Source organism: Sphingomonas sp. 28-62-20 (assembly GCF_002281505.1).
In genome coordinates this window covers 87,154-112,566 of sequence record NZ_NCGH01000004.1, presented here as the reverse complement: position 1 = coordinate 112,566, position 25,413 = coordinate 87,154, and the positions used below count along the sequence as shown (strand labels likewise).

The 25,413-nt window shown below is 62.0% G+C and carries 22 protein-coding genes; 7 read left to right on the top strand and 15 right to left on the bottom strand.

Features of this window, described 5'->3' with window-relative positions; all coding sequences use genetic code 11:
* Nucleotides 1-238: 238 nt before the first annotated feature.
* From B7Y43_RS04660 to clpB, 4 genes are all read right to left on the bottom strand, one after another.
* Complete coding sequence (locus tag B7Y43_RS04660; RefSeq protein ID WP_374130453.1) at nt 239-1,126, bottom strand: methyltransferase domain-containing protein; 888 nt, start codon at nt 1,124-1,126, stop codon at nt 239-241.
* On the bottom strand, nt 1,123-2,892 hold the full coding sequence (locus tag B7Y43_RS04655) for a putative 2OG-Fe(II) oxygenase (protein WP_374130452.1): 1,770 nt from the start codon (nt 2,890-2,892) through the stop codon (nt 1,123-1,125). The genes B7Y43_RS04660 and B7Y43_RS04655 overlap by 4 nt, the downstream gene beginning before the upstream one ends.
* A gap of 121 nt (nt 2,893-3,013) precedes the next feature.
* Nucleotides 3,014-3,772, bottom strand: a complete 759-nt coding sequence (locus B7Y43_RS04650) for a 2OG-Fe(II) oxygenase family protein (RefSeq protein WP_374130451.1) — start codon at nt 3,770-3,772, stop codon at nt 3,014-3,016.
* A gap of 76 nt (nt 3,773-3,848) precedes the next feature.
* Nucleotides 3,849-6,428: an ATP-dependent Clp protease ATP-binding subunit gene (gene clpB / locus B7Y43_RS04645; protein ID WP_374130450.1), complete on the bottom strand. Its 2,580-nt coding sequence runs from the start codon at nt 6,426-6,428 to the stop codon at nt 3,849-3,851.
* Nucleotides 6,429-6,615: 187 nt separating this feature from the next.
* Here clpB and B7Y43_RS04640 point away from each other — a divergent pair, with 187 nt between their 5' ends.
* From B7Y43_RS04640 to B7Y43_RS04630, 3 genes are all read left to right on the top strand, one after another.
* Entirely contained in the window at nt 6,616-8,772 is a 2,157-nt protein-coding gene (locus B7Y43_RS04640; protein WP_374130449.1) for a penicillin acylase family protein, read from the top strand.
* A gap of 90 nt (nt 8,773-8,862) precedes the next feature.
* On the top strand, nt 8,863-11,694 hold the full coding sequence (locus B7Y43_RS04635) for a pitrilysin family protein (RefSeq protein WP_374130448.1): 2,832 nt from the start codon (nt 8,863-8,865) through the stop codon (nt 11,692-11,694).
* 26 nt (nt 11,695-11,720) lie between these two features.
* The gene (locus tag B7Y43_RS04630; RefSeq protein WP_374130447.1) at nt 11,721-12,020 is read left to right on the top strand and encodes a hypothetical protein; all 300 of its coding nucleotides are present in this window, start codon (nt 11,721-11,723) and stop codon (nt 12,018-12,020) included.
* Between the two features lie 74 nt (nt 12,021-12,094).
* Here the strand turns inward: B7Y43_RS04630 and B7Y43_RS04625 are convergent, their stop codons facing one another.
* From B7Y43_RS04625 to B7Y43_RS04600, 6 genes are all read right to left on the bottom strand, one after another.
* Nucleotides 12,095-13,162: a 5-(carboxyamino)imidazole ribonucleotide synthase gene (locus B7Y43_RS04625; RefSeq protein WP_374130446.1), complete on the bottom strand. Its 1,068-nt coding sequence runs from the start codon at nt 13,160-13,162 to the stop codon at nt 12,095-12,097.
* Nucleotides 13,159-13,638, bottom strand: a complete 480-nt coding sequence (gene purE / locus B7Y43_RS04620) for an AIR carboxylase family protein (protein WP_374130445.1) — start codon at nt 13,636-13,638, stop codon at nt 13,159-13,161. Before purE ends, B7Y43_RS04625 begins: the two co-directional genes overlap by 4 nt.
* Nucleotides 13,639-13,693: 55 nt before the next feature.
* Complete coding sequence (locus tag B7Y43_RS04615; RefSeq protein ID WP_374130444.1) at nt 13,694-15,226, bottom strand: S10 family peptidase; 1,533 nt, start codon at nt 15,224-15,226, stop codon at nt 13,694-13,696.
* Nucleotides 15,227-15,295: 69 nt separating this feature from the next.
* Nucleotides 15,296-15,982 (bottom strand): 2,3-diphosphoglycerate-dependent phosphoglycerate mutase, encoded by a 687-nt coding sequence (gene gpmA / locus B7Y43_RS04610; RefSeq protein WP_374130443.1) that lies wholly within the window; start codon nt 15,980-15,982, stop codon nt 15,296-15,298.
* A 34-nt stretch (nt 15,983-16,016) separates the two neighbouring features.
* On the bottom strand, nt 16,017-17,138 hold the full coding sequence (locus tag B7Y43_RS04605) for a M14-type cytosolic carboxypeptidase (RefSeq protein ID WP_374130442.1): 1,122 nt from the start codon (nt 17,136-17,138) through the stop codon (nt 16,017-16,019).
* On the bottom strand, nt 17,135-17,776 hold the full coding sequence (locus B7Y43_RS04600; RefSeq protein WP_374130441.1) for a DUF4136 domain-containing protein: 642 nt from the start codon (nt 17,774-17,776) through the stop codon (nt 17,135-17,137). Before B7Y43_RS04600 ends, B7Y43_RS04605 begins: the two co-directional genes overlap by 4 nt.
* A 161-nt stretch (nt 17,777-17,937) precedes the next feature.
* Here B7Y43_RS04600 and ykgO point away from each other — a divergent pair, with 161 nt between their 5' ends.
* The 4 genes from ykgO to B7Y43_RS04580 all read left to right on the top strand — a co-directional run bounded on the left by ykgO (nt 17,938) and on the right by B7Y43_RS04580 (nt 19,546).
* Nucleotides 17,938-18,063 carry a type B 50S ribosomal protein L36 gene (gene ykgO, locus B7Y43_RS04595; protein ID WP_004210176.1) on the top strand — a complete coding sequence of 42 codons (126 nt, stop codon included), beginning with the start codon at nt 17,938-17,940 and terminating at the stop codon, nt 18,061-18,063.
* 109 nt (nt 18,064-18,172) lie between these two features.
* Nucleotides 18,173-18,805 carry an HAD-IA family hydrolase gene (locus tag B7Y43_RS04590; protein ID WP_374130499.1) on the top strand — a complete coding sequence of 211 codons (633 nt, stop codon included), beginning with the start codon at nt 18,173-18,175 and terminating at the stop codon, nt 18,803-18,805.
* Nucleotides 18,806-18,830: 25 nt separating this feature from the next.
* A complete protein-coding gene (locus B7Y43_RS04585) occupies nt 18,831-19,148 on the top strand; it encodes a type II toxin-antitoxin system Phd/YefM family antitoxin (protein WP_374130440.1) in 318 nt (105 codons plus the stop codon).
* A complete protein-coding gene (locus tag B7Y43_RS04580; RefSeq protein ID WP_374130439.1) occupies nt 19,148-19,546 on the top strand; it encodes a type II toxin-antitoxin system VapC family toxin in 399 nt (132 codons plus the stop codon). The genes B7Y43_RS04585 and B7Y43_RS04580 overlap by 1 nt, the downstream gene beginning before the upstream one ends.
* 90 nt (nt 19,547-19,636) lie before the next feature.
* Here B7Y43_RS04580 and B7Y43_RS04575 read toward each other — a convergent pair whose 3' ends face one another.
* The 5 genes from B7Y43_RS04575 to pyk form a co-directional block, all read right to left on the bottom strand.
* Complete coding sequence (locus B7Y43_RS04575) at nt 19,637-20,887, bottom strand: HupE/UreJ family protein (protein WP_374130438.1); 1,251 nt, start codon at nt 20,885-20,887, stop codon at nt 19,637-19,639.
* Nucleotides 20,887-22,251, bottom strand: a complete 1,365-nt coding sequence (locus tag B7Y43_RS04570; protein ID WP_374130437.1) for a tetratricopeptide repeat protein — start codon at nt 22,249-22,251, stop codon at nt 20,887-20,889. The genes B7Y43_RS04575 and B7Y43_RS04570 overlap by 1 nt, the downstream gene beginning before the upstream one ends.
* A gap of 76 nt (nt 22,252-22,327) precedes the next feature.
* The gene (locus B7Y43_RS04565; protein ID WP_374130436.1) at nt 22,328-23,041 is read right to left on the bottom strand and encodes a DUF4331 family protein; all 714 of its coding nucleotides are present in this window, start codon (nt 23,039-23,041) and stop codon (nt 22,328-22,330) included.
* Nucleotides 23,041-23,715 carry a DUF4331 family protein gene (locus B7Y43_RS04560; protein ID WP_374130435.1) on the bottom strand — a complete coding sequence of 225 codons (675 nt, stop codon included), beginning with the start codon at nt 23,713-23,715 and terminating at the stop codon, nt 23,041-23,043. The genes B7Y43_RS04565 and B7Y43_RS04560 overlap by 1 nt, the downstream gene beginning before the upstream one ends.
* A 172-nt stretch (nt 23,716-23,887) precedes the next feature.
* Nucleotides 23,888-25,345, bottom strand: a complete 1,458-nt coding sequence (gene pyk, locus B7Y43_RS04555; protein WP_374130434.1) for a pyruvate kinase — start codon at nt 25,343-25,345, stop codon at nt 23,888-23,890.
* Between the last annotated feature and the right edge of the window lie 68 nt (nt 25,346-25,413).

Sequence of the window (25,413 nt, the reverse complement as noted above, 5' to 3'; positions counted from 1 at the left end):
AGAAGGGGCGGTTCGCGCGAGCGAGCCGCCCTTTTTTTGTGGTATCGGCTCCGCGCAAGGCGGAATGACTTCAGTGTAGCGAAGAGTCCTGGCCATCCAGTTTATGTCGATTATGGCCTGGCGCCCCCCCCCGCCCGGCGCCGCCATTGCAATCCATGCCCGGTGAGTGACCCTGAATGCGAATAGGTACCTAATAGCGGACCCCTGGGCAGTTCACCGCCTTGCCATTGCCAGGGAATCACGCATGGCGACATGATGTCGCCGCTGCGTCAACCGATCGGGAAACCGATCCGCTAATCAGCCAGGCAACGGGTTCATCCCCGTCGATCATGATGAGCCGCGCCGCGCAATCAGCCCCCAACAGGGTCAAATCGCCAACCATTCGCTCAACATCCTGGACGTCGAGCGCGGCCTGCACCATCGCCTGAAGTCGAGCGACCTCACGGCGTGCCTTCGTCGTTATCCAATCAACCATGGCGATAGGCTGCCGACTGCGCAGGGCCTGGCTAAGGGCAAGCGGCAATTCTTCGACGATCGACTGCTGCCGATAGGCCTGACAGGCAGCGTCAATTGTCGCCACTGTCGTCTCGTCCTCCGGCGCGCCGTGCGCGACACGGTGGGCGAGCGCAAACAGCCCCGCCTCGAACAGCGCCATCATGGCCGCGCAGCGATCGCGATTATGGCGCACGGCCCTGCTGTCAGCATGGTGGCAGATGAAGCGAAGCTGGGCGCCAGCTGCGGCGACCCGAACAGCCTCAGCAATCGATCCGACCGGGCAATATTCTATCCCAAATTGACTTGTCACCGCATCAAAGCAGCCATCGCCAAAGGGCAAAGCATCGGCTGCAATGCCGCCGAGCACGCCCAGCGCCCTGGCCTTGTCCCCCACCGCGGCCGAATCGACGCCCGTCACCGTCAGATCGGGGCGACCTTGGTTTATCGCCACACCGACTGCACCGCCGCCCGCTGCCACATCCAAGATGCTGGCGCCGTTCGGCAAGACATTGGCCAGGTCGCGCCAGATCGCCAAAAGGCTATCCTTCAGCGCGACTGGCGCTCGCGTAAGGCAGCAGCCATCGACGCTTTCCGCCCAATAATCGCTCCAGGCTTCGACGGACTCGATCACATCACCACATCGAAAGCGACCGTGAGCCGCTCACCTTCATCAAAGGGGCGCGTGCCATGAAACATATAGCTCGGAAACAGCGCCAAGCGGCCTGGCATTGGCTCGATCGTCGCCAATGGGGCAAGGTCAAGGCCGAGCTCAGCTGGCGGTGCCCCGATCTCAAGCCAACCCGGCCGATCGCCCTTGTCGAGCTTGGGCAAAGCGACATAGCAGGCCGAACTCAACACGCCCTCCGGGTGAACATGGTGGACATGGAATCCGCCGCCGCTGAGCCGCACCGACCAGCTGCCAGCAAAGCCAAATGGCTGCCCGCGAAATCGCAGCAGGGGGTGGGTTGGGTCTGCGGGCGGCAGCGCCTCCAGATGCGCGCCGACTGCCGCCGCAAGCCGCTCTCTCAACTGCACAAGGATCGGGTCAGGTCGCGTCAGCAACCGTCCGCGCGTTTGCGTGCCCCCGCGCAACGATTGACCGATCGGATGGGCGCGCGTGCGATGCAGATCGCGCAGCGTTGCCGCCAGCCTGTCGAGCTCGGTGTGAGAAAAACCGATATCGGATGTGCCGTAAAGCCCGGGCTGATCGCACAGCCAGCGATGCCGCGGATCGTCCGCCAGCCGCCAGGCGAGCGACAGATGCGCCCAGGCCGATACCATGCCGATATCGGCGCGGACCAAGGGCTCGATCAGCCTGGCGGCTAATCCCGGATCACGCCGCCTTAGGGCATGGCGACCGCGCGCGAAATCGACATCCTGCCCTGCCCCTGCCCGCGCAAATGCCGCGTCGGCTCGGTCCAAATCGCCTGACTCGCTCGCAAACACGGCCTCCAGCATGGCAAGTTCGGCATCATCGCCCAGATAAGGCCTTGCCTGATCGAGCGCACGCAGCGCATCCGCTTGCCGCCCGCCCAATGCCAGGCTGCGCCAATAGGCAAATTGCAGCCCACGATCGGCGGGCGTCAGCGCAACGGCCTTGGCAAAGCCTTCAGCGAAGTCTCCGTCAGTCCCCGATTCAGCACGCATCCGGGCAAGGCTATTCTGCCCGTCAATCCACCCGGGGTTGCGCGCCACTTGATCCGCCAGCAGCGCGATGCCGCCGCCTTGCCCCGCTGCCTCAAGTGCCTCGGCGAGTCCCAGCACCAGGGCGGGGTCTTGTGCCGAGTGATCAAGCGCTCGGCGATAAGCAGGCACGGCAGCGTCGTCGCCGCGTTCCAGTGCAACCCGTGCGGCCCCGTGCAGTGCGATCGGTCGATCGGGCGCTAGGGCAAGCGCACGATCATAATCAGCAGCTGCGGCGGCAAGATCACCGCCGTCGCGGTTGACCGTGCCGCGCGCTTCCCACAGCCGCGGATCACCGGGAACGGCCGCGATAAGCTGATCAAGATCAGCGCGTGCACCCGCCCAATCCCCCTGTCGCTGGCGCAGCAACGCGCGATTATAGCGCGGGTCGACCGCCTTCGGGTTGCCCACCAGTGCGCGATCGAAATGCCGGAATGCTCCCGCCACATCGCCTTGCTGATTCAGCAAATTGGCATAATTATTATTGATTTGCGGATCATTGGCTGCAAGTTTCAGCGCACGACGAAACGCATCGGCCGCAGCATTTGCCCGGCCGAGATTGGTTTCGCAAAGCGCCAGCAAATGAAGGACCTGGGGATGATCCCCCATGATCCGCAGCACGGTTACCAGATCGGTGCGTGCGGCTTCAAACCGGCCCGATTGAAATTCTGTTTCGGCGCGGCGAAACAGGGCATTGACGTCGAGCTGAACCATGCATCAACGATGCCGCGTCACTCCCGGCTTGTCTAGGCACGCGCAGGCGCCGGGTGCGCATCAGGCATATGGTTGTGCCGCATCGGTCCTGTTGGGTGTCCTTGTTTGGCGGCGCAAAATCTTAGCTGTCGCGGAACCAGCCCGTGATCGAACAACGACCGACCGGGGCGAAGGGCGGCACATAGCTGACATGGTGATCCTGCGGCACGCGAAACAGGCTGAGCGCGTTGAAGCGCGGACGATAGCCCGCCACAATATCGCCGTCTGCGTCCAGGAAATTAAGATAGCCGCCCCAATCGGGTTTCCAGTCATCAGGGGCAAGGCTCAGGACATACGCCACCCGCCACCCTTCGCCGACATGGCTGTCATTATGCCGCGACAGGAAATGGGTCGGGGCGTAGAAAGTTGCCTGGGCATCGGCCTTCACCAGATCCGGGATGCTGGTAACCTGGCGAACAAGGTCCAGAAACGGCGCGTCGTTGATGTGTTCAAACACAATGTCATGCGGAGAATCGGGCATCCAGCCCCCAAGATAGGCGTCGAGCATCGGGTAACGCGCATAGGCAAAGGCATAATCGCCGCGCTGCGCCGCCGTTTGTACCGATGTGCCAATGCGCTGGCGTTCAGCAGGCGCCAAAGCCGCGAATTCCTTTGCCGTCAACGCCTTTGGGCCATCTGCACCGGCGCTCCAGGCCATGCCCCACGGGGTTTGGTTGGCCAGAATTGAACGCAGTTCGCGCGCTGAATCGAGCTTGAGCACATCCCTGATCTGGATCCGCCCATCCCGGGTAAAGCGATCGCGCAGCGCTGCACGGTCAAGCGCCGGGTTGAGCGCCAACAGATGCAGCGCCTGATCGGCGGACGAGGGAGTCTGTGACATAGGGCAGCGACTTTCCGGCACGGAGCCAAGCTGGCCTAACGCTGGCGATGGCCTGCTACAACCCTCACGCCGATCATTACCTCACCGTCAGCACCAGGGCACCATCGCCCTCATCGGCATGAATTGACGCCCCATCCTTGACCGCACCTGACAGGATCAAATCAGCAAGCGGGTCCTGCAAGTAACGCTGCACCGCGCGTTTCAGCGGCCGCGCACCATAAACCGGATCATAGCCAACCCGCCCCAGCCAAGCCCGCGCGCCGCTGGTCAACTCGATCGTCACCTTGCGCTCGGCGAGTAATTTGCGGACACGCTCGACCTGAATGTCGACGATCGGCGCCATCTCGCTTTGCCCCAGCCGGTGGAACAGCACGATCTCGTCCAATCGGTTGAGGAACTCGGGGCGAAAATGCGCGCGGACCATTTCCATCACCTGCGGCTCGACTGTTGACACATCCTGGCCATCCTCCAGCGCGGTCAGATATTGGCTGCCGAGGTTGGAGGTCAGCACGATGATGGTGTTGGTGAAATCCACCGTGCGGCCCTGCCCGTCGGTCAGCCGCCCATCATCAAGCACCTGCAACAACACGTTGAACACATCGCTATGCGCCTTCTCGACCTCGTCGAACAGGATGACCTGATAAGGACGGCGGCGAACGGCCTCGGTCAGTACGCCCCCTTCCTCATACCCGACATACCCCGGCGGCGCCCCGATCAGCCGCGCGACGGCGTGCTTCTCCATAAATTCGCTCATGTCGATGCGGACCATGGCGCTGGGGTCGTCGAACAGGAATTCGGCGAGCGCCTTGGTCAGTTCGGTCTTGCCGACGCCGGTTGGCCCCAGAAACAGGAAGCTGCCCAGCGGGCGATTGGGGTCCTGTAACCCAGCGCGCGCGCGCCGCACGGCGGTGGACACGGCGCGGATCGCCTCCTTCTGGCCGATCACGCGCTTGCCGATCGTCTCTTCCATCTGGAGCAATTTGTCACGCTCGCCCTCCATCATCCGCTCGACCGGAATGCCAGTCCAGCGGGCGACGACACCGGCGATATCCTCTGCCGTCACTTCCTCGCGCAGCATCGCGCCTTCGCTCGCGCCTGCCGCTGCGGCGAGCTGCTTCTGCAGCGCGGGGATCGTGCCGTAATTGAGCTCGGCCATCTTGCCGAGATCGCCCGCGCGCTGCGCCTGCTCGACTTCGAGCCGCGCCGCATCAAGCTGCTCCTTGATCCGCGCTTCGCCGGCAATCTTGTCCTTCTCCCCTTGCCAACGCTGGGTCAGTTCAGCCGATTGCTGTTCCAGATTGGCGAGTTCGCCGTCCAGCGTCGTCAGCCGGTCCTTTGATGCGGCGTCGGTTTCACGCTTCAAGGCCTCGCGCTCGATCTTCAGCTGGATGATCCGCCGGTCGAGCGTTTCGATCTCCTCGGGCTTGGACTCAACCTCCATCCGGATGCGGCTAGCGGCTTCGTCCATTAGGTCGATTGCCTTGTCGGGCAGAAAGCGATCGGTGATATAGCGGTTCGACAGCGTCGCCGCGGCAACGATCGCGCCATCGGTGATGCGCACCCCGTGGTGCAGCTCATATTTCTCCTTCAGCCCGCGCAGGATGCTGACCGTGTCGGGCACGGTCGGCTCGCCGACGAACACCGGCTGGAAGCGGCGCTGGAGGGCGGCGTCCTTTTCGACATGCTTGCGATACTCATCGAGCGTCGTCGCGCCGACGCAGTGCAGCTCGCCCCGCGCAAGGGCGGGCTTCAGCAGGTTCGACGCATCCATCGCGCCTTCGGATTTGCCTGCGCCAATCAGCTGGTGCATCTCGTCGATGAACAGCACGATATGGCCTTCGCCGGCCTTCACTTCGTCGAGCACGCCTTTCAGCCGCTCCTCGAACTCGCCGCGATACTTTGCGCCGGCGATCAGCGAGCCGAGATCGAGCGACATCAGCGTACGGTCCTTCAGCGTATCAGGCACATCGCCATTGGCGATGCGGATCGCCAAGCCCTCGGCAATCGCGGTCTTGCCGACGCCGGGTTCGCCGATCAGCACGGGGTTGTTCTTGGTGCGGCGGGCGAGAATCTGGATGGTGCGGCGGATTTCCTCGTCACGGCCGATTACGGGATCGAGTTTACCGTCGCGCGCCGCCTGGGTCAGGTCGCGCGCGAATTTCTTGAGGGCATCATAGCGATCCTCAGCACCCGCCGTGTCGGCGGTGCGACCTTTGCGGAGGTCATTGATCGCCGTGTTGATCCGCTCTGGCGTTGCGCCGGATTCCTTGATCGCTTTGCCCGCCACGGTGTTGAGCGACAACGCAAGCGCAACCAGCAGCCGCTCAACCGTAACATAGGAATCACCGGCCTTTTGCGCGACCTGCTCGGCAGAATCGAGGATGCGGACGGCGTCATTGTCAATGCCGGGGGCTTGCTGCGCGCCGCTGCCCGACACCGCTGGTACCTTGGCGAGGGCGAGGTCGGTTTCGCTCAGCGCGCGCGCGGGATCACCGCCCGCCGCCCTGATCAGCCCAGAGGCAAGGCCCTGCTCATCTTCGAGCAGCGCCTTCAGGATATGTTCGGGCCCGATCCGCTGATGGCTCATGCGGATCGCCACGGTCTGCGCCGACTGGAGGAAACCCTTGGCACGATCGGTGAATTTTTCGAGGTTCATGGCCTGTCCCTGTCTGTTGAGAGCGATGTAATGTTGCCAATTTGCAACACAAGGGCAGTCGCGCGGAGCAGGGCCCAGAAAATGCCGATCCGTTTCAAAATCGATCGTCTTTTCCCAAAGGGACGTGGCGCTCCCGCCAGCCCGCAGCTAGAGGCGGAGGCGATAAGATGAAAATAGGGGCGGGCGGATGCGGTTTTTGGTGAAGGGCCTTGGCGTGCTGGTCGCGCTGCTGGTTGTCGTGGCAATCGCCCTTGCGGTCTGGGAACCGCTCACCGCCACCGCCGCTGCGCCACCGCCTGCGCATCGATATGATACCCGTATTGTCCGCGACACTTACGGCGTCCCGCATGTCTTTGGCACAACCGATGCCGATGTCGGGTACGGCATTGCCTATGCACATGCCGAGGATGATTTCGAGACGCTGCAAGAAGTGGTGGCGATGACGCGTGGCCGCGCTGGCGCGCTGACGGGGCAGCCGGGTGCGGGCGTCGATTTCGCGCTGCATCTGGTCCGCGCGCGCGAAACCGTGACACGCGATTATATGAAGCAGCCCGCCGATGTGCGGGCATTGCTCGATGCCTATGCCGCGGGCCTCAACCATTATGCTGACCAGCACCCGGGCGAGGTGCGGCTGCGCAACCTGTTCCCGGTCGACGGGCAGGATATTGCGGCAGGCTTCGTGCTGCGCTCGCCCTTTTTCTTCGGTCTCGACGCTGTGCTCGGCGCGCTGGTGGGAGAAAAGCCGCTGCCGGTCGAAAATGCCGGGCCGCATCCAGACTCGCCTAACATCGCGCCGATCCCGGCCGGGGCGGTCGATCCTAATGAGGGCAATCTCAACGGCTCCAATGCCTTTGTCGTCGCACCCAAGCGATCGGCGGACGGTTTTACCCGGCTCGTCTCCAATGCGCACCAGCCCTATCGCGGCGGGGTCGCCTGGTATGAACTGGTCGTGCATTCGAAACAGGGCTGGGACTTTGCCGGCGCTACCTTCCCGGGCGCGCCATATCCGCTGCTTGGTCACAACAAGACGCTCGGCTGGACCAATACCGTCAACCGGCCCGATTTGATCGATATCTATAAGCTCGTCCTCAACAAGGAGGGCACGCAATACCGCTTCGATGGCAAATGGCTGCCGCTGGAAACGCAGCGGGTATGGCTGCATGTCAAACTGTGGGGACCGTTTGTGCTGCCGGTGCCGCGCACTGCCTATCGATCAGTCCATGGCCCAGTGATCATCAACAAGGATGGCGCGTTTGCGATCCATTATGCCGCGCCCGAACAGCTCGGTATGGTCGAGGAATATTACCGGCTCAACAAGGCGCGCGATTTTGCCGAATGGCAGGCGGCGCTTAGCAAACAGGCCGTGCCAGCAACCAATTTCCTTTATGGCGATGCAGCGGGCAACATCGCCTATTTCTATAATGCTGCCTTTTTGAACCGGAAGCCGGGCTTTGATTATGCCCATGTGTTGCCGGGCGATACCTCGGCTAATCTCGCCTCTGGCACGGTTCCCTGGACGATGATTCCGCGCAACATCAATCCGGTGTCAGGCTTTTTGGCCAATGCCAACAACACCCCCTTCCAGGCGGCGGGCATTGGCTCTGACCTCAATCCGGCGGACTTTCCCAAATTGCTGGGCATTGAGACCGACACCACCAATCGCGGTACGCGGTCGATTGAGCTGCTGGGGGCAGATCCGTCGATCTCTGACGCAGATCTTCACCGCATCAAATTTGATAGCGCGGTCAGCAAGTTCAGCTGGGCAGCGCGTTGGTTCGACGACATCAACAAGGTTGATCCCAAGGGCGACACGTTGATCGCCAATGCCAAGGCCGTGATGGCGAAATGGGATTGGAACTATGACGGCAAGGGCCCGGCCGATGCGTTGGCCGTCATGTTGCTGCGCAGTGGCAATCGCATCCATTATCCCCGCAAACCCTGGCCCGATGCGCGAGAGGAATTGCAAAAGGCAGCCAGCTATCTGATGCAGCATTTCGGCAAGCTTGATCCGCCGCTCGGCACGGTGCTGCGGTTGCGCCAAGGAACAGTGGACCTGCCGCTCGATGGCGGGCCCGACGCCCTGCGCGCCACCTCCAACTGGGACGAAGCGCCCGATGGCCGGCTGGTCGTGAAGCATGGCGACAGCTTCATCATGTTCATCGCTTGGGACAAGGCGGGCATGGTCAGCTCGACATCGATCCAGCCCTATGGCGCGGCGACGACGCGGCCCGAATCGAAGCATTATACTGATCAGATGCAGCTGTTTGTGGATCACAAGCTGAAGCCGGTCTGGTTCGATCCGGCCACGCTGGAAAAGCATAAGGAACGCGATTATCGGCCCTAGGCTGTTCTGCGCCCCGCCGGAGGTCGGTTGTACCGCGCGGCGGGGCTGCTATAGTTACGCAATTACAATTTCTTGGTGAGGAAAACCTGCATGCATCTTCGATCGATCGCGCTTTCGGGCGTTGCTTTCTGCGCGCTTTTGACCCCGCTCGCCGCCACGGCACAGACACCCGCCGCCGCTGTCAAACCCGCCCCAGTCGCCGATCTGATCAAGAAGGTCGATATCGCCTATAACGAGTTTACGCTGCCCAATGGCTTGCGCGTGATCGTTCACACCGATCGCAAGGCCCCGGTCGTCGCGGTCAGCGTCTGGTATAATATCGGCTCGAAATTTGAGCCCAAGGGCCGAACCGGTTTTGCCCATTTGTTCGAACATCTGATGTTCAACGGCAGCGAAAATGCGCCGGGCGATTTCTTCGACCCGCTCAAGCAGGTCGGTGCCACCGATCTCAACGGCACCACAAATTATGATCGCACCAATTATTTCGAAACCGTGCCGACCCCGGCGCTGGAAAAGGCGCTGTTCCTTGAAAGTGACCGGATGGGCTATCTGCTCGGCGCGGTGACGCAGGAAGTGCTCGATGAGCAGCGCGGCGTCGTGCAGAATGAAAAGCGCCAGGGCGATAACCGTCCTTACGGGCTGATCCAGTATAAGCTGCTCGACGGGCTGTTTTCGAGCGATCACCCCTATGGCCATAGCGTGATCGGATCATTGGCTGATCTCGACGCGGCCAGTCTCGATGATGTGAAGGGCTGGTTCCGCAATCATTATGGCCCGAACAACGCCGTGCTGGTGCTGGCGGGCGATGTCGATCTGGCAACCGCGAAGCGGCTGGTGACGCAATATTTCGGCAAAATCGCTGCCGGGCCGACCACGTCGCTGCCCAATGTGCCGATCCCGACGCTGGCTGCACCAAAGACCGATGTTATCCATGATCGTGTTGCGGCAACGCTGGTGCTGCGCGCATGGGCGGTGCCGGGGCTGAATGACAAGGATGCCGCCGCGCTCAACGCCGCTGCGTCTGCGCTTGGTGGTCTGTCGAGCTCGCGGTTGGATAACGTCCTGGTCCGTCAGGAGAAGCTGGCTGTTCAGGTCAGCGCCGGGGTGCAATCGCTGGCCCAGATTGGCATTTTCCAGGTCACGATGGTGGTCCGTCCTGGCGTTGATGCCGCCGTCGCCAGCAAGCGGCTTGATGATTTGATCGCTGAGTTCATCAAGACCGGGCCAAATGCTGATGAGCTGCAGCGCGTCGTCACCACCAGCGTGTCCGGCCGGATCGCCGGGCTTGAATCGGTTGGCGGCTTTGGCGGCAAGGCCGTCGCGCTTGCGCAGGGCGAACTTTATTCAAATGACCCGGGCTTTTTCAAGAAGCAGCTCGCCGCGCTTGCGGCGCAAACCCCGACGACTGTGCAGGCGGCAGCGCAGAAATGGCTGACGCGGCCGGTCTATAGTCTGTCTGTGGTTGCAGGGCCGCGTGAGGCATCGGGCGACGTCGCTGCCGCCCCCAAACCTTTGGTCTCGCCGCCTGCGCTCAAGCCCGCTAACTCGCGCGCCGAAACCGATCCGGCCGTCGGCCCGGTTGCCAATCTGGTCTTCCCCAAGGTGGAGCGCGCCAAGCTCTCCAACGGGATTGAGGTTGTTTATGCGCAGCGTACCGCCGTGCCGGTGACGCGTGCACTGATCAGCTTCGATGCGGGGGCCGTCGCCAACCCCGCCGATAAGCTCGGCTTGCAGCAGCTCACGCTGTCGATGCTCGAAGAGGGCACAACCACGCGCGATTCGATCGCCCTCGCCGAAGCCGAAGAGCGGCTAGGTGCCAATGTCTCGACCGGGAATAGCGCAGACCGGACATTTTTGAGCATATCGGCCCCAAGTGCCAATGCGACCGGTGCCTTTGACTTGTTCGCAGATATTGTCCGCAACCCGGCCTTCAAGCCAGAGGAGGTCGCCCGCCTTCGGACGACTCAGCTGGCCGGTATCCAGCAGGAGCTGACCAATCCGGCCGGGCTGGCTGGGCGGGTGTTGCCGAAATTGCTGTTCGGCCCATCGCCTTATGCCAAGACGGCGGGCCAAAATGGCGATCCGGTGGCGGTCGCCAAGCTAACGCGGGACGATCTCATCGCCTTCCAGCAAGCATGGTTGCGGCCAGAAAAGGCCAAGATCTTCGTCGTTTCCGATCTTGGCCTCGCGGCATTGGTGCCGCAACTCGAACGCGCCTTTGGCAATTGGCAGGGGGTTGGTGCCGCCGGTGTCAAGGACCTGAGCATCGCTCCGGTCCAGACCGCGCCCAAGATTGTGCTGATTGATCGCCCTGATTCACCGCAATCGTTGATCACTGCCGGGCAACTCACCCCGCTCAAGGGCAGCGACAATCTGCTCGACGAGCAGACCGCCAACGACGTGCTGGGTGGTGATTTCCTCTCGCGGATCAACCTCGATCTGCGCGAAACCAAGCATTGGTCTTACGGCGCGGGCGGCGGCTTTGGCCAGAATGAGCAGCTCGTCACCTATCGGATCAATGCGCCGGTACAGGCCGACAAAACCGGTGAGTCGATCAAGGCGCTCCAGATTGATCTCAAGGAATTTTTGAGCACCAAGGGCATCACCGATGCCGAGTTTACCCGCACCATCAACGGGGCGACTCGCGAACTGGCTGGCAACTTCGAAACCGCTGGCGCAGTGCTGTCAGCGATGCTCGATAATGATCAGTATAAGCGCCCCGATGATTATTACGCGACGATCACGCAAAAATATCGCGCGATGACCAGCGCCCAGCTTGACGCTGCGGCACGGGCAGCAATCAACCCCGATAAGTTCGTCTGGGTGGTGGTGGGCGACGCCAAGGTGGTGCGTCCGCAACTTGACTCGCTCGGCCTGTCGGTGGAGGTGGTGCCCGCCGCGTCCGTTACGGACGTGAAGTGATAACCGAAGCTACAGGAGAAGCGATCATGGCCGCAGTCGATGGCACCTGGAATACCGTTGTAAAGTCTCCGCTCGGCGATAACGCCGCTGTCGTTGTCATCAAGAGCGATGGCAACACCTGGACTGGTACCAGCTCGGGCCAGATGGGCTCGGTTGAGATCACCGATGGCACCGTCGATGGCAACACCGTCAAATGGACGATGGCGATGACCGTGCCGATGCCGATGACGCTGACCTGCGAAGCCACGATCGATGGCGACACGATCACCGGCACGGTCGGTGCTGGCGCATTCGGCAGCTTCCCGATGACGGGCAGCCGCGCCTGATCCTTCGGGATTCGTAACAACGCCCGACATGGCCCGCCTTTCCTTTGGGAAGGGCGGGCCATTGTCGTATGTGCTCAGCGCACCAACCGGGTGACATGCCCCATCTTGCGACCGGGGCGCACGCTCTTGCCGTATAGGTGCAGGTGGGCGTCGCGCTCCGCGAGATAGCCGGCCCAGCCATCAGCATCCTTGCCGATCAGGTTGAGCATCTCGACCCGGGTCGCGGTCAGCCCGGTATCGCCGAGCGGCAGGCCACAGATGGCGCGGATATGGTTTTCGAACTGGCTGGTGACAGCGCCCTCGATGGTCCAATGGCCGCTATTGTGGACGCGCGGTGCCATCTCATTGAACACTGGGCCGTCCGCGCCGACGAAATATTCGCAGGTCAGCACCCCGACATGGCCTAGAGTTTCGGCGATCCGCCCAGTCAGCGTCGCCGCCTCGCCCCATTGCTGGGCGATCTCAGCCGGTGCGGGCAGGGTGGAGCGGGCGAGGATGCCGTCCTTGTGCTCGTTCCATGGCGGCGGATAGCTCACCATCGCGCCATCGTTCCCCCGCGCCAGCACGATCGAGAATTCGTGGCTGAAGGGCACGAATGCCTCCAGAATCGCCGGTCGCGCGCCAATCGCTGCCCAAGCGGCGTCGACATCGTCCGGGCTCTGGAGGCGCACTTGTCCTTTGCCGTCATAGCCCAGCCTGAGCGTCTTGAGGATCGCTGGGGTACCGATCGCGGCGATGGCCGCCTGCAGCTCCTCCAGCGTCGTTACCTTGGCCCAAGCGGCGGTCCTGCCGCCTAACGCATTGACGAAGCTCTTCTCGTCCGCCCGGTCCTGCGCAATGGCAAGCGAGGTAGGGCCGGGATGAACCGGTACCTTGCCGCTCAGGTAATCGACGGGCTCGATATCGATATTCTCAAATTCATAAGTGACGACATCAGCAGCGCTCGCAAATTCGTCGAGCACGATGCGGCTGTGATAATCGGCGCGGGTGAAGCTCGCGGCGGTTTGCGCGGCGACGGCCTCCTCGTCGGGCGCGAGCACGCGGGTGTTATAACCCAGTTGCGCCGCCGCAATCGCAAGCATCCGGCCCAGCTGTCCGCCGCCCAGAATGCCGATGGTCGAACCGGGGGGGAGGGGCTTCACGCCGGATCGGTCGCGACGCTAGCGGTTTGCGCCGCGCGCCAGGCTTGCAATTGCTGCGACAGCACTGGATCGGCGAGCGCCAGGATCGCGATCGCCAGCAACCCGGCATTTTTGGCCCCCGCCTTGCCGATCGCCAGCGTGCCCACCGGGATGCCGGCGGGCATCTGTACGATCGAGAGCAGGCTATCCATGCCGTCCAGCGCCTTGGACTGTACCGGCACGCCAAGCACCGGCAGATGCGTCATCGACGCCGCCATGCCGGGCAAATGCGCCGCGCCGCCCGCCCCTGCGATGATCACCTTCAAGCCCCGGTCGGCAGCCGTGGTGGCATAATCGACCAGTCGCTGTGGCGTGCGGTGCGCGGACACCACCTTGCTCTCATAGGCCACGCCCATCGCGTCCAGGATTTCCGCTGCCTGGCGCATTGTCTCCCAATCGGAAGTGCTGCCCATGATGATGCCGATTTGCGGTTCCATCACAAGCAACTAGCGGGCAGCGCGCTCAAGGGCAATCGCTGCCCGCGCGCGCTGGTCAACGCGCGGCATCATACCACGCGCCCAGATCCTGATGCATCTGCGTCAGCGCCTGGGGGTTCAGGTAGATCATGTGCCCGGCCTCATAGTATTTGAAGCTGATGTTGCGGCGGCGGCTTTCGTCGAGCTGCATGTGGTTGGCATCAAACTCCGCCCCGTAAAACGGCGTCGCCATGTCATAATAGCCGTTCATGAACAGTACTTTGACGTAAGGGTTGGTGCGCATCATATGGGCGAGATCGACGGCGGTGTTGGGGGCCAGTTGCGGGCCGTTGCTGCCCGGCGCACGGTGCCGCCAATCCCATTCAAAGCCGCTTTCGCGCGCCGACAGCTTATAGGGCATGTCGGTTTTATACCCCAAAGTGCGGGTCGCATACTCCATGAAGTTGGCGATATAGGCACCGGTGATCGCGGTCGACGCCGGGTCATCGATCGGGCTGTCTGCATTGGCGTCGGCCACGGTGAGCAGATAGCGCGAATCAAGCCGCCCGGTTGAGACGCGGCGATCCCGCAGCAGTTCGGTTTGGAAATGGCCCAGATCAATGCGCAGGTTGGCGCGCAGAATGAATGCCTCTGACAGCCCGGTATACGCCGCCATTTGCTTGGCCACCGCCTGGGCTTCCCCGGGCGAAATCGTGTCGCCCTTGGCAAGCGCGGCGGCATAGGCACCGCTCACGAAACCGCGCACCTCAACCAGAAAGCTGGCCAAATCGGCGGGGCGATTGGCGAGGCGCTGGTGATACCAGGCGGTTGCCGCATAGCCGGGGAACAACACCATATAATTCTGGTCATACCCCGGCTGGCGCACGCCATAGTTCATGATCGTGGAAAACAGCACAATCCCACTCAGGCTTACCCCGCGATCCTCGAGCAGTGCGGCAACCGCGCCCGACCGCAGCGTGCCATAGCTTTCGCCGAACAGGAATTTGGGCGACGTCCAGCGGCTGTTCTTATCGAGATAGCGGGTGATGGCGCGGGCAAAGGCGTCCGCATCCTGATCAACGCCCCAAAAATCCTTGCCGGTCTTGTCGCCCAGCGGCCGCGACCAGCCCGCGCCGATCGCATCGATGAACACCATGTCGGTCTTGTCGATCAGCGATTCGGGGTTGGGGCCAAAGCTGTACGGTGCCGGGTGGACATAATCAGGCGTGGTGGTGTTGACGCGCACGGGCGCAAAACTGCCCATGTGGAGCCAGATCGTGGGCGAACCGGGGCCGCCATTATAAAAAAAGGTCACGGGCCGGTTGCCGCCGCCATCCTTGGTATAGGCGGTGTAGAACAGGCTGGCGGTGGGCTTGGCGTCATTGTCGCGGATCGTCAGCGTGCCGGCTGTCGCTGTATAAGCGATCCGTTCGCCCTTCACCGTTACCGTGCCGCGCGACACGGCGGCGGTTTCGTCGACCGGGGGCTTGGCCCAGTTCGCCTCCACCTCGGCGACCATGGCATCCTTATGCGATTTGGCCGGTGCCTTGTCCTGCGCGACGACAGGCGCAGCAACGGCAAGCATCAGGATGGCGGGCAATAGGCGCATGTGGTGATTTCCCCTGGTTCAGCGCCGAAATGTGGCGCGACCGGAACGATTGCGCAAGGCGGATCGCCTTTAGCGCTCGCTCAGATAATAGCGCTCTACCTCATTGAGACTGGCGTCGAGCTCATACACGATCGGCTGGCCCGTCGGGATCTCGAGGTGCGTGATCTCGTCATCGGGAATGCCCGAAAGGTGCTTGACCAGCGCGCGCAGCGAATTGCCATGGGCCGAGATCAGCACGCGCTGGCCGCTCTTCAGCGCGGGTGCAATGGCGCTTTCCCAATAGGGCAGCACGCGCGCGATCGTGTCCTTCAGGCTTTCGGTCGCGGGCACGGTGATGCCGGCATAGCGACGGTCGTGCGACAGATCATAAGCGGAGCAAGCCTCCATCGGTGGCGGCGGGATATCGAAGCTGCGGCGCCAGATCTTGACCTGATCCTCGCCAAATTCCGCCGCGGTCTCGGTCTTGTTGAGTCCGGTCAGCCCGCCATAATGGCGCTCGTTCAGCTGCCAATTCTTCTCCACCGGCAGCCATAGCCGTCCCATTTCCTCGAGCGCCAGGTTCAGCGTCTTGATCGCGCGGGTCTGTAGCGAGGTAAAGCACTGGTCGAAATCCAGGCCCTTGTCGGCCATCAGCCGTCCCGCCGCGCGCGCTTCCTCGACGCCCTTGGTCGTCACATCGACATCCCACCAGCCCGTGAACCGGTTTTCGAGGTTCCAGGCGGACTGGCCGTGGCGGATCAGGACGAGGGTGGGCATGCGCGGCTCCGAAACTGGGGTCAGGGCCTTGCGCCTAAATCCCGTCGATCTGTGCGGCAAGCACTTCAAGGCAGCTATGCGCCAGTTTTCGGCATCGATCAGGCGACCAACCCTGCACAGGATCGGGATTGCTGTCATGGTCCTTGAACGGCATTTCCAGCGTCATCGCCACCGCGCCAAAGCGGTTGGCGAGCTGGTTGGTCGACATGGTGAGGTTGGCCTTGCCCGGCGCCGATTTGTGATAGCCAAGCTTGGTCTGGAAATCGGGCGTATGCGCCGCCAGCGCGTTCTGAAAGGCGTAGAATTTGTCGCCCTGCGCATCGGTCCAGTTGGGGATGCCTTCAAACCCGGCGATGAAATTGGCCGGGATGGCTTCATCGCCATGTACATCCATCGCAAACACCACGCCGGTTTCGTCCATCGCATTGCGGATGGCGAGCACTTCGGGGCTTTTCTCTGGTGTTGGCGTCGCCCATTCGCGGTTCAGGTTCACGCCCACCGCATTGGTGCGCAAATGCCCGCGCGATGATCCATCGGGATTGGCGTTGGGCACGATGCGGAAACTGGCCTTGGCGAGCAGCGCGGCGGTGATTGGATCGGCGGTGTCAGTCAGCCGCTCCAGCGCCCCCTCCATCCAATGTTCTGCCATCGTCTCGCCGGGATGCTGACGACCATAGAGCCAGATCGGTTTTGGGCCGGTGCCTAGCGTCAGGCAGTCAATTGGCTGACCGTCAATCGATTGGCCAAGCGCACGATAGCTCACCCCCGGCATCGCTGCATAGCGCGCGATCAGGGCATTGTGCCGCTCGATCGGATAGGGCGCGAAATAGGCGAACCACAGCAGGTCGCTGTCGCTTTGATGCGCGATTGTCAGGACGCCATTGGCATAATCGGTGGCGTCAGCCAGCGTCCAGGTCTCGCGGTCGCTGCTCACCCGCGCGCGATATCCCGGCCAGCCCAGCGGATAGGCAGAGCCTGCTGCGTTCATGATCCGCAAGCTTAGGGGGCGGCCCGCCGCGCCCGCCACCCTGAAGTAAAACCATTGGTAGAATTCCGAATCGCGATCCTTGACGATTTCCAGATCGGCGCTCGCCTCGTACTGGCGCAGGACATGAATATTGCCGCCGTCAAAGGCAGCCGTGATGGTGATGGTCATTTCACCGTGATAGTGCGCCCTGATTGCCCGGGGAACCCTAGGAACAGCGCGCGCGTCAATTTGTTGATCATCACATTGGGCTGGGCGTCCTTCGCTCTGGCGTTCACTTCCATCAACGCGCGCCCTTCCCAGATCGCCCCGCCATCGACCCGGCGGCGGATCTGAACGAACAATTCGGTCATGTAAAAGGTCCGCGTTGCCCGCTTGCCAACGCCAAAGCCAACGCCGATGCCGCCGCCCACGCTGCCGCCAAAGCCGCCCCCGCCCAGGCCGATCTGCATTGGCTTGTTGGGCGCGGTTTCGTCGCGACTTTCGCGCTTGACCGTGACGGTCGCGAGGAGAGGGGCGGCTGCATCGGTGCTGGCGCCGTTGGCGTCCATGACCGGGCGCGCAAAGCCAAGCCGCTCCAGCTCGGCGGCGACGGCTGTCGCAAATTGCTGCTGCTCCAGGCTTTGCGGATCATTGCCAACGCCACTCTGGATGGCAATCGGGGCCGGGGCAATCGGCGTGCCCAGGTGAAATCGTGTTACTCTAACCGGTGTACCCGCTGCCGCCGGCGCGATCGGCATGGCCAGCGCGATGGCCAGGAAGCCGACGCTTAAGGCGGTGGGCAGGGTCGCAAATGTCATCAGTCGCATATCAGGCTCCAGCATCCCCGGTTGATTGTTGGTCAACGCCCCAGCGTGGATATGGGGTGCAATTGGGGCAGTAACGAGACCAGATCGCTTGACTTGGTGCCACCCGGCCTATAGGCGCAGCCGCTTTCCAGCATCCAAGCATTACGAGAAGCGAATCGATCATGAAGATCCGCAATAGCCTGAAGTCGCTCAAGGGCCGCCACCGCGACAACCGCGTCATTCGGCGCCGTGGCCGCACCTATGTGATCAACAAGACCAACCGCCGGTTCAAGGCCCGCCAGGGCTGAGGCAGCGGGTTAGCAACGCTAATCCGCGATTGGCCGAAGCCCGGCCGACGGCGCTTAAGCGCCAGTCGACGACACGGAATTTATCCCTGTGTCAGGCTTAGTGGCTATGATGACCCAGCCGACCGCCGTCATTTTCGATGTCGGCAACGTCCTGTTTAATTGGAACCTGAGGTTCCTGTATGAGCGCCTGATCGAGGACGATCGGGCGCTCGACGCGTTTTTGCGTGATGTGATGACGATGCAATGGCACCTGCAGCATGATGCCGGCCGGCCTTTCGCAGAAACCTCCGCTGAGCTGATCGCGCAGCACCCTGAACAAGCAGCGCTCATCGCCGCCCTCGGCCCCCGCTTCAACGAAACGATTCGCGGAGAAGTCCCCGGCATGGCTGCGCTGGTTGCCGAGTTGCACGGAGCTGACGTGCCGCTCTTCGCGATCACCAATTTCTCCGGCGAATTCTGGCGCCCCTTCCGCGCTGCCCATGCCGCTTTTTTCGATCGGTTCCGTGATGTGGTGGTGTCAGGCGACGAAGGCCTGATGAAGCCTGACCCGGCAATCTATGAACTGGCGTTGGCGCGGTTCGGACTGGCGGCAGGGGAGGCGTTTTTCGTGGACGACAACATCGTCAATGTCGAAGCGGCAGCGGCGATGGGGATCGCGGCGCATCATTTCTCTAATGCCAATCTCCTGCGGGAAGTACTTGCGGCGCAAGGACTGCTTGGGGATTGTGAGGTGTCGATGTAAGCTGGTGGCGGAGGAGCGTATAGAGATGGAAATCTCGGTTCGAGACTTTCAAGTGCAGGTACTCGAGGCACTGGCCGCAGCCGAACGGGGTGAGCGCGTCGCCATCACACGCGATGGTCAAGTGATAGCAGAGCTCAACTCGGCAAAGGGCAGTGCATCCGCTCGCAACTCTAGCGACCTTGGCGAAGCGCGTGAACGACTTGATATCGCCCGCACCGCTGCCGGGCTGGACAAGATCGTGCTGCATTCACCGCTTGATGAAATATGGCGGCAACAGTTCGACGATCCCGCGTTTAGTCGCGCCGCGTTGGGATTGCCGGAAGATTGGACGCCTCCAGCGTAATGAGGCTTTTGATCGACACGCATTTTGTTGTCTGGGTGGCGCTCGAGCCTGACCGCCTGTCCGAGGCCGAACTCCAGCTGTGCTTCTCGCCTGAGAACGATATATTCGTTTCAGCGGTATCGATATGGGAGATAAGGCTAAAATTCTATAAATTTCGCCATAGGACGGATGCGAGCTTCCTCTCCCCAGCAGGGGCGATCAACCTATGCGTCGGTGCGGGTCTTCAGATCGTGCCTTTATCCGCAGAAACATGTGCTTGGGTGATTGAGCCTGCACCGGCTCATAAGGACCCATTCGATGAAATACTTCTGGCGCAAGCCGCAGCAATGGGCGCACGTCTGCTGACTCGCGACAATCAATTGCTCGCGCATCCACTTGCCATTTCAGCTTATTCCTAGCTCTCGTTTAACTCATCACCAATGAGTTGCACCACGCGCAACAAATTGACCGGTCCCGGCGTGTAGAGGAGGATGCCGGTCGCCCCGAGTTTATCTGGCTGTGTCTGCCACCCGCCCGCCGTTCAACAGAAAAGCGACGGCGGCACCGATCGTCAGCGCAGCGATGCCATAGCCTGCATGGCCAAGCAGCATGTCGATGCCCTGTGCGAATGGATTGGCGTAACCAACCAAGCGTTCAACAAGCCAGGCAATCGCCGCCAGACCGGCAACCAAAGCGCTGATCGATCGGCACGCCGGGTAAAAGCGGGTTCGGGAGAGCATCAGCAGCGATGGCATGGCCGCGAGCACAACGATCAACTGTACCGCTTCAATGCCCAGATTGAACCCAAGGATCGACAGCGCCTTTTCCTGAATATCCAGACCGAATCGGGCGACGACGGTTGCAAAGGCCAGCCCGTGAACCAGGCCGAATCCCGCCGCCACAATCGGCTCATGCCCTGGGAATAGCGGTCGCCATGCATGGATCGCCGAAATCAGAATCGATAGCGCAATGCCGATTTCGACGGGTTGTGGGGGTAAATGCCAATCGAAAAACGCGGCGCCGATCAGCGTCAGGCTGTGCCCGGCGGTAAAGGCGCTGACGATCTTGGTGATCTGCCAAAGCGCCATGCGGATTGTCCGTGCGCCCCGCCAGACGCCGCCTGCCGCCAGCAGCGGTGCGGGCAGCAACAGGGCGAACAGGAATAGCAGATGATCATGGCCTTCCGCGATGTGGCGCATCCCCAGCGCAAAGGCCGCCTGAAAACCCTTCAAGCTGCTGGCTGTGCCGCGATCGATCACGAGCCGGTGCCGCGCGCCTTGCAGCGCCCCGAGCACCTGGCGCTCCTTGTCGAGTCTACCCCCAGCAAAATCGCTGCGTACGACAAACAACACGAAATGATTGGGCACGGTGTCGATGACCACCCGCCAGTCGATCGCCAGACGCCGCACCGTCACGCCCTGCGGCGGGATCAACCGGACGACCGCGTGCAGATCCGGCGGGCCGGCGATCTGCACGAATTCAATCCGATCAATCACCAGCCGCCACGGGCGACCCTGCGGCGTCGTCACCGCCATATGGCCGATCAGATAGGCCTTCGCCTTGGCCAGAGAATCAGGAGAATTGCGAACCGGGTTACCAGTGGCGAAGGCATATTCGCCTTGCGGGACGATGATGTCGGCAACGGCCTGTTGCTGGCCAAAATCTAGATTCACCTCTGAATTGGGCGTCAGATGCGCCTTCGCGTGGCTCGCGAGGATGAATAGCGCCGTCGCCATCATGATCAGCCGCAGCCACGACATCAATGGTGGCCAAACCAGATGAGCGGGGCCGCCGGATCGAAGGCGCGCGGATTGATGGTCAGCGCGGCATCGCGCGCGGTAGCGCTGCGGTCGCCATCGCCCAGCATCGCATAAGCTTGCGACAGCGCGACATATTGCTGCGCTGTTCGCCACTCGGTGCGATTGAGTGCTTCGATCAGATCGCGGGCTTCGGCGGGGCGATTATTGGCCAGCAGCGCCCACCCAAGCATGGTGATCGAATCGCCATAGGGCCGCGCCACCATGTTTTGCCGCGCAAGCGTCAGGGCTGTGGCGGGATCGCCCAGCACCAGTTCGTGTTCCAAGGCATGGCCATAGGCCGCCTCGGGCAATGATTTCAGCCGCTTTGCCCAAATTGCCTGTGATCGCGCCGCCCATTGCCGCGTAGCCGCACTATTTCCTTGAGCGCGGTATAATGCGGCCAGGGCGTCGATAACATCGGGTTGCGGCGATCGTGCGATGATCCGGCGATAGCCCTGCGCGGCCTGCGCCAGATGCCCCCGCAGCGCCCACATTTGCACCAGATGCGCCTCGGTCAACCAGTAGCCGGGAAACATCCGGTCCGCCTTACGGAACCAGGTTTCTGCCGCCGGCCAGTTGCCGCGCTCCAGGTCCACGACGCCGCTTTGCAGATAGACATTGGCCATGAATTGCGGGGTCCGCCGGTCGTTGATTGCTGCCGCCTGGGCAAAGCTCGCCATGGCATCATCAAATCGCCCCGTCTTCTTTTGCCATTGGGCGATTCTGAACAGCGTACCGGGGCCATTGCTGATTTGCGCCGACGCCCGGTACAAGCCGATTGCCTTGGCATAGTCGCCCCTGAAAAAAGCAACATCGCCGCGCAGCGCCTTGGCTTCGGCAAGATCACCAGGATCAGCAGGTACGGCGGCATGTTCGACGATGGCCAGATCGGCACTGATCGGGGCCAGTCGATGCACGGTCAGGTTGTACACTGCATCGGTCAGCATCGGGCCGCTGCCGGCAATTGCCGCCGCCTTGCCTTTTGCCAGCGCCACCCCGGCGGTTGCGAGATCATCAAACGACGGCGCAAGCCGCGCCCGGCCCATCAGGGCGCGGGCATAGACCTCCTGATTGAGCCAATCCTGGCCGCGATAGGCAACGCGTTCTTCGCCAAGAGCAACGGCATTATTGGCCAGCAGCAAGGCGGCGGGAAAGTCCTTTGGCCCATAGCTTAGGTGCAGCCCATCGAGATTGATGGGCGGCGCACGAACGATCGTCATGCTGCTCCAGAACCAGGTCGCGCTTGCGACGATCAGCCCCGCTGTCATGACGGACAAAGGCAAGGCCCAGCCGCGAAATCCAGGCGCGCTCTTTGCTACCGGCATCTTGCCCCCTGCGATCGCCCAGATTCGCTCGCGCAGGGATCGACCGTCCCGCGATTATGTCCTTAATCGCCCATCGTCAGATGGGTGTTGCGCACGGCGTCAGTCCCAGTCGAACAAAATCATCAGCGAGCGATTCGGTCAGGCGGCCCAGCTGCAGCGCCAATTCAGGGAAGTAGAGCAGCGCTGAATCATTTGAAGGATCGCCGTCATTGTAGGTATTCTTGGCCGCTGATCCGACCAGGGCCGTTGCGACTGCCGGCATTCCCATCCGATCAACCCGCACAAAGGCGCTTTCGGGATCCGTCCGGAAATTGAAATTGACGCCTGCCGTACCGCTGACCGGCGGTGATCCCTGCGCTGCTGCCAGATAGGGGAAGCTGGATCGGAAAGGCACATCATTGGCTGCTGGATTGACGGGCAAGGAGGCCAGCGTGCCAGGCCCGTTGACCGAAAGCCTAAGGAAAATGACGTTCAGTGTCTGATCAATCACTGGATCGGTGAGCAGGCGACCATTGGGAAAGCCCGACGGCGTCGACAAATCCAGCGTTAGCGTGTCGGGGATGATCAGATCGCCAACAGTGCGGGTAGATCCCGGCAATGTCTGCGACAGGCAAGGCATGACATTGAACGTGGCGGGTGATTGCGTCGTGGTCGTGGTTGTACTTGCGGTGGCCGTCGGTGCCGACACGACGTTGATCGGCGAACTGCCCCCACCTTTGCTGCATGCCGCAAGCGTCGTGACAAGCGTTAAGGTGACGGCGGCGTTCAACAGGCTAATTTTTTTGGCCATTATAGCTGCCCTCCGAACCGGGCCGTCGTTCCCCAGATCCCGATCGGATTGGTGCCATTGGCAATCCGATCCCTGGGGATTTCGATGACAATTGCCGTCAGATTCTGGTTGGCGAAGAAGTTGCGCGTTGGCGAAAAGCTCAGCGTTCCAGTGCTCCGCGACGATCTGAACCCCTGCAGGTCGAAGAAAAACGGATCGTCGAACAAGCCAGCGCGAAGGGTAACGCCGTCACGCGTAAGGTTGGTTTCAACCGGCCCGGTGATCGTTCCCCCTGTGACACCCGGTAAACCAGTCACTTGAACGCCAAATTGATTGCTGCCTCTGGCACTGTCCTGGCCAAAGCGAATCTTGATCGGGATGGTCGGGACGAACTTGTTCGGCCCATTGGCGATGTTGATCGTGTAGAGAACATCGCGATCATAGAAGGCTGGCACGGATGTCGCTTGCGGCCCGGCAAAGGTCATCGCGACGATGACTGACGTGGGCGTGTGCCATGTATAAACATCGGCGATATCGGCGGGGGTGTCAGGGGTAGCGTCCATGGCCGGATCGGTTCGCGGTGGCGGGTCGAGATGATCCGCTGCAGGCGCGAACTGCTGGGCCATCAGCAATGCCAAGGGGATGGCGAGCAACGTCGCACCGCCTGACCACAATATTTCCCGTTTTCGTTTCATCGCGAAATCTTCCGATTGGGATCGAGTCGAAAACAGCCCGAAAGGGCATATTGTATCAAAACGTGTCGGTTCCAATCTCCACGAGGAGGGTGTGATTGGCAAGTTGATTCTTGCCCAATTGGGGTGGCGCAGCATCGTAAACCGGGTTCGCAGAATCGCGGCAGAGCGGAGCCTATCCTCCATAGCCCTTCAACTCATCGCCAATGATCCGCACCACGTGCAGCACATTGGTCGATCCCGGCGTCCGGAACGGCACGCCAGCGATAATGATCACCCGGTCGCCCGCCTTCGCCAGATGATGGCGTAGCGCCATGCGCTTGGCCTTGGCGACCATGGCTTCGAAGGATTCAACGTCCTTGGTGAACACCGCATGCGCGCCCCACAACAGGCCCAGCCGCCGCGCAGTCTCCTGCCGGGGGGTCAGCACCAGCAGCGGCACCGATGGTCGCTCACGCGCCACGCGCCGTGCGGTTGAGCCCGATGTCGTGAAGCAGATGATCGCCGCCGCTGATACGGTATGCGCGATATTCTTCGCTGCCTCGGCCAGCGCGTCTGCCGTGGTAGGATCGGGCAGGGTGACGGTGAAATGGACGCGGTCGCCGTGCATCGGATCGCGCTCGACCGCTTCGGCGATCGAGTTCATCATCGCGACAGATTCGACCGGCCAGGCGCCCGCAGCGCTTTCCGCCGACAGCATGATCGCATCTGCGCCGTCATACACCGCTGTCGCCACGTCAGACACTTCGGCGCGGGTCGGCGAGGGCGAGGTGATCATCGATTCAAGCATCTGCGTCGCCACGATCACTGGCCGCCCCAGCCGCCGCGATACCTCGACGATGCGTTTCTGCAGCGGCGGCACCGATTCGGGCGGGAGTTCGACGCCCAGATCGCCACGGGCGACCATCACGCCGTCGCACTGCTCGACGATTTCCTCGAGCCGGTCGATCGCCGATGGCTTCTCGATCTTGGCGAGCAACGCCGCGCGCCCCTGGATCAGCAGCCGGGCCTCGGCAAGATCCTCGGGCCGCTGGACAAAACTCAGCGCGATCCAGTCGACTTTCTGGTCAAGCGCAAAGGCCAGGTCGCTGCGGTCCTTATCGGTCAGCGCCGCCATCGGCACGACAACATCGGGCACGTTCAGCCCCTTGTTGTTCGACAGCATGCCGCCAACCTCGATCCGGGTTTCGATCCAGTCGTCGCCATGATCGGTGACGCGCAGCACCAACTTGCCATCGTCAAGCAGCAGGCGCGCGCCCGTCTCGATCGCCACGAAAATCTCGCGATGGGGCAGCTCGACCCGAGTCGCGTCGCCCGGTGTCTTGTCGCGGTCGAGCCGGAAGGCCTTGCCGGTGATCAGTTCAACCTTGCCATCGGCAAATCTGCCAACCCGCAGTTTTGGCCCCTGCAGATCGGCGAGGATGGTCGACGAACGGCCAGTGCGCTTTTCTAGGGCGCGTATCGCTTCGATCAGTGCGATCTTGGATGCCTGGTCGCCGTGGCTCATGTTGATTCGGAAAGCGTCGGCCCCGGCGCGGAACAGCTTCTCGATCATCTCGGGGGTATTGCTGGCGGGCCCCAACGTCGCGAGGATCCGCACCTTGCGCATGCGGGGACTGGTTGCCTTGCTCATTGCGCATTCCTTCCGGCGTTGCCGAGACGGCTCTAGTCGCTATCTGCAAAGGATCAACCGAGGAGAAT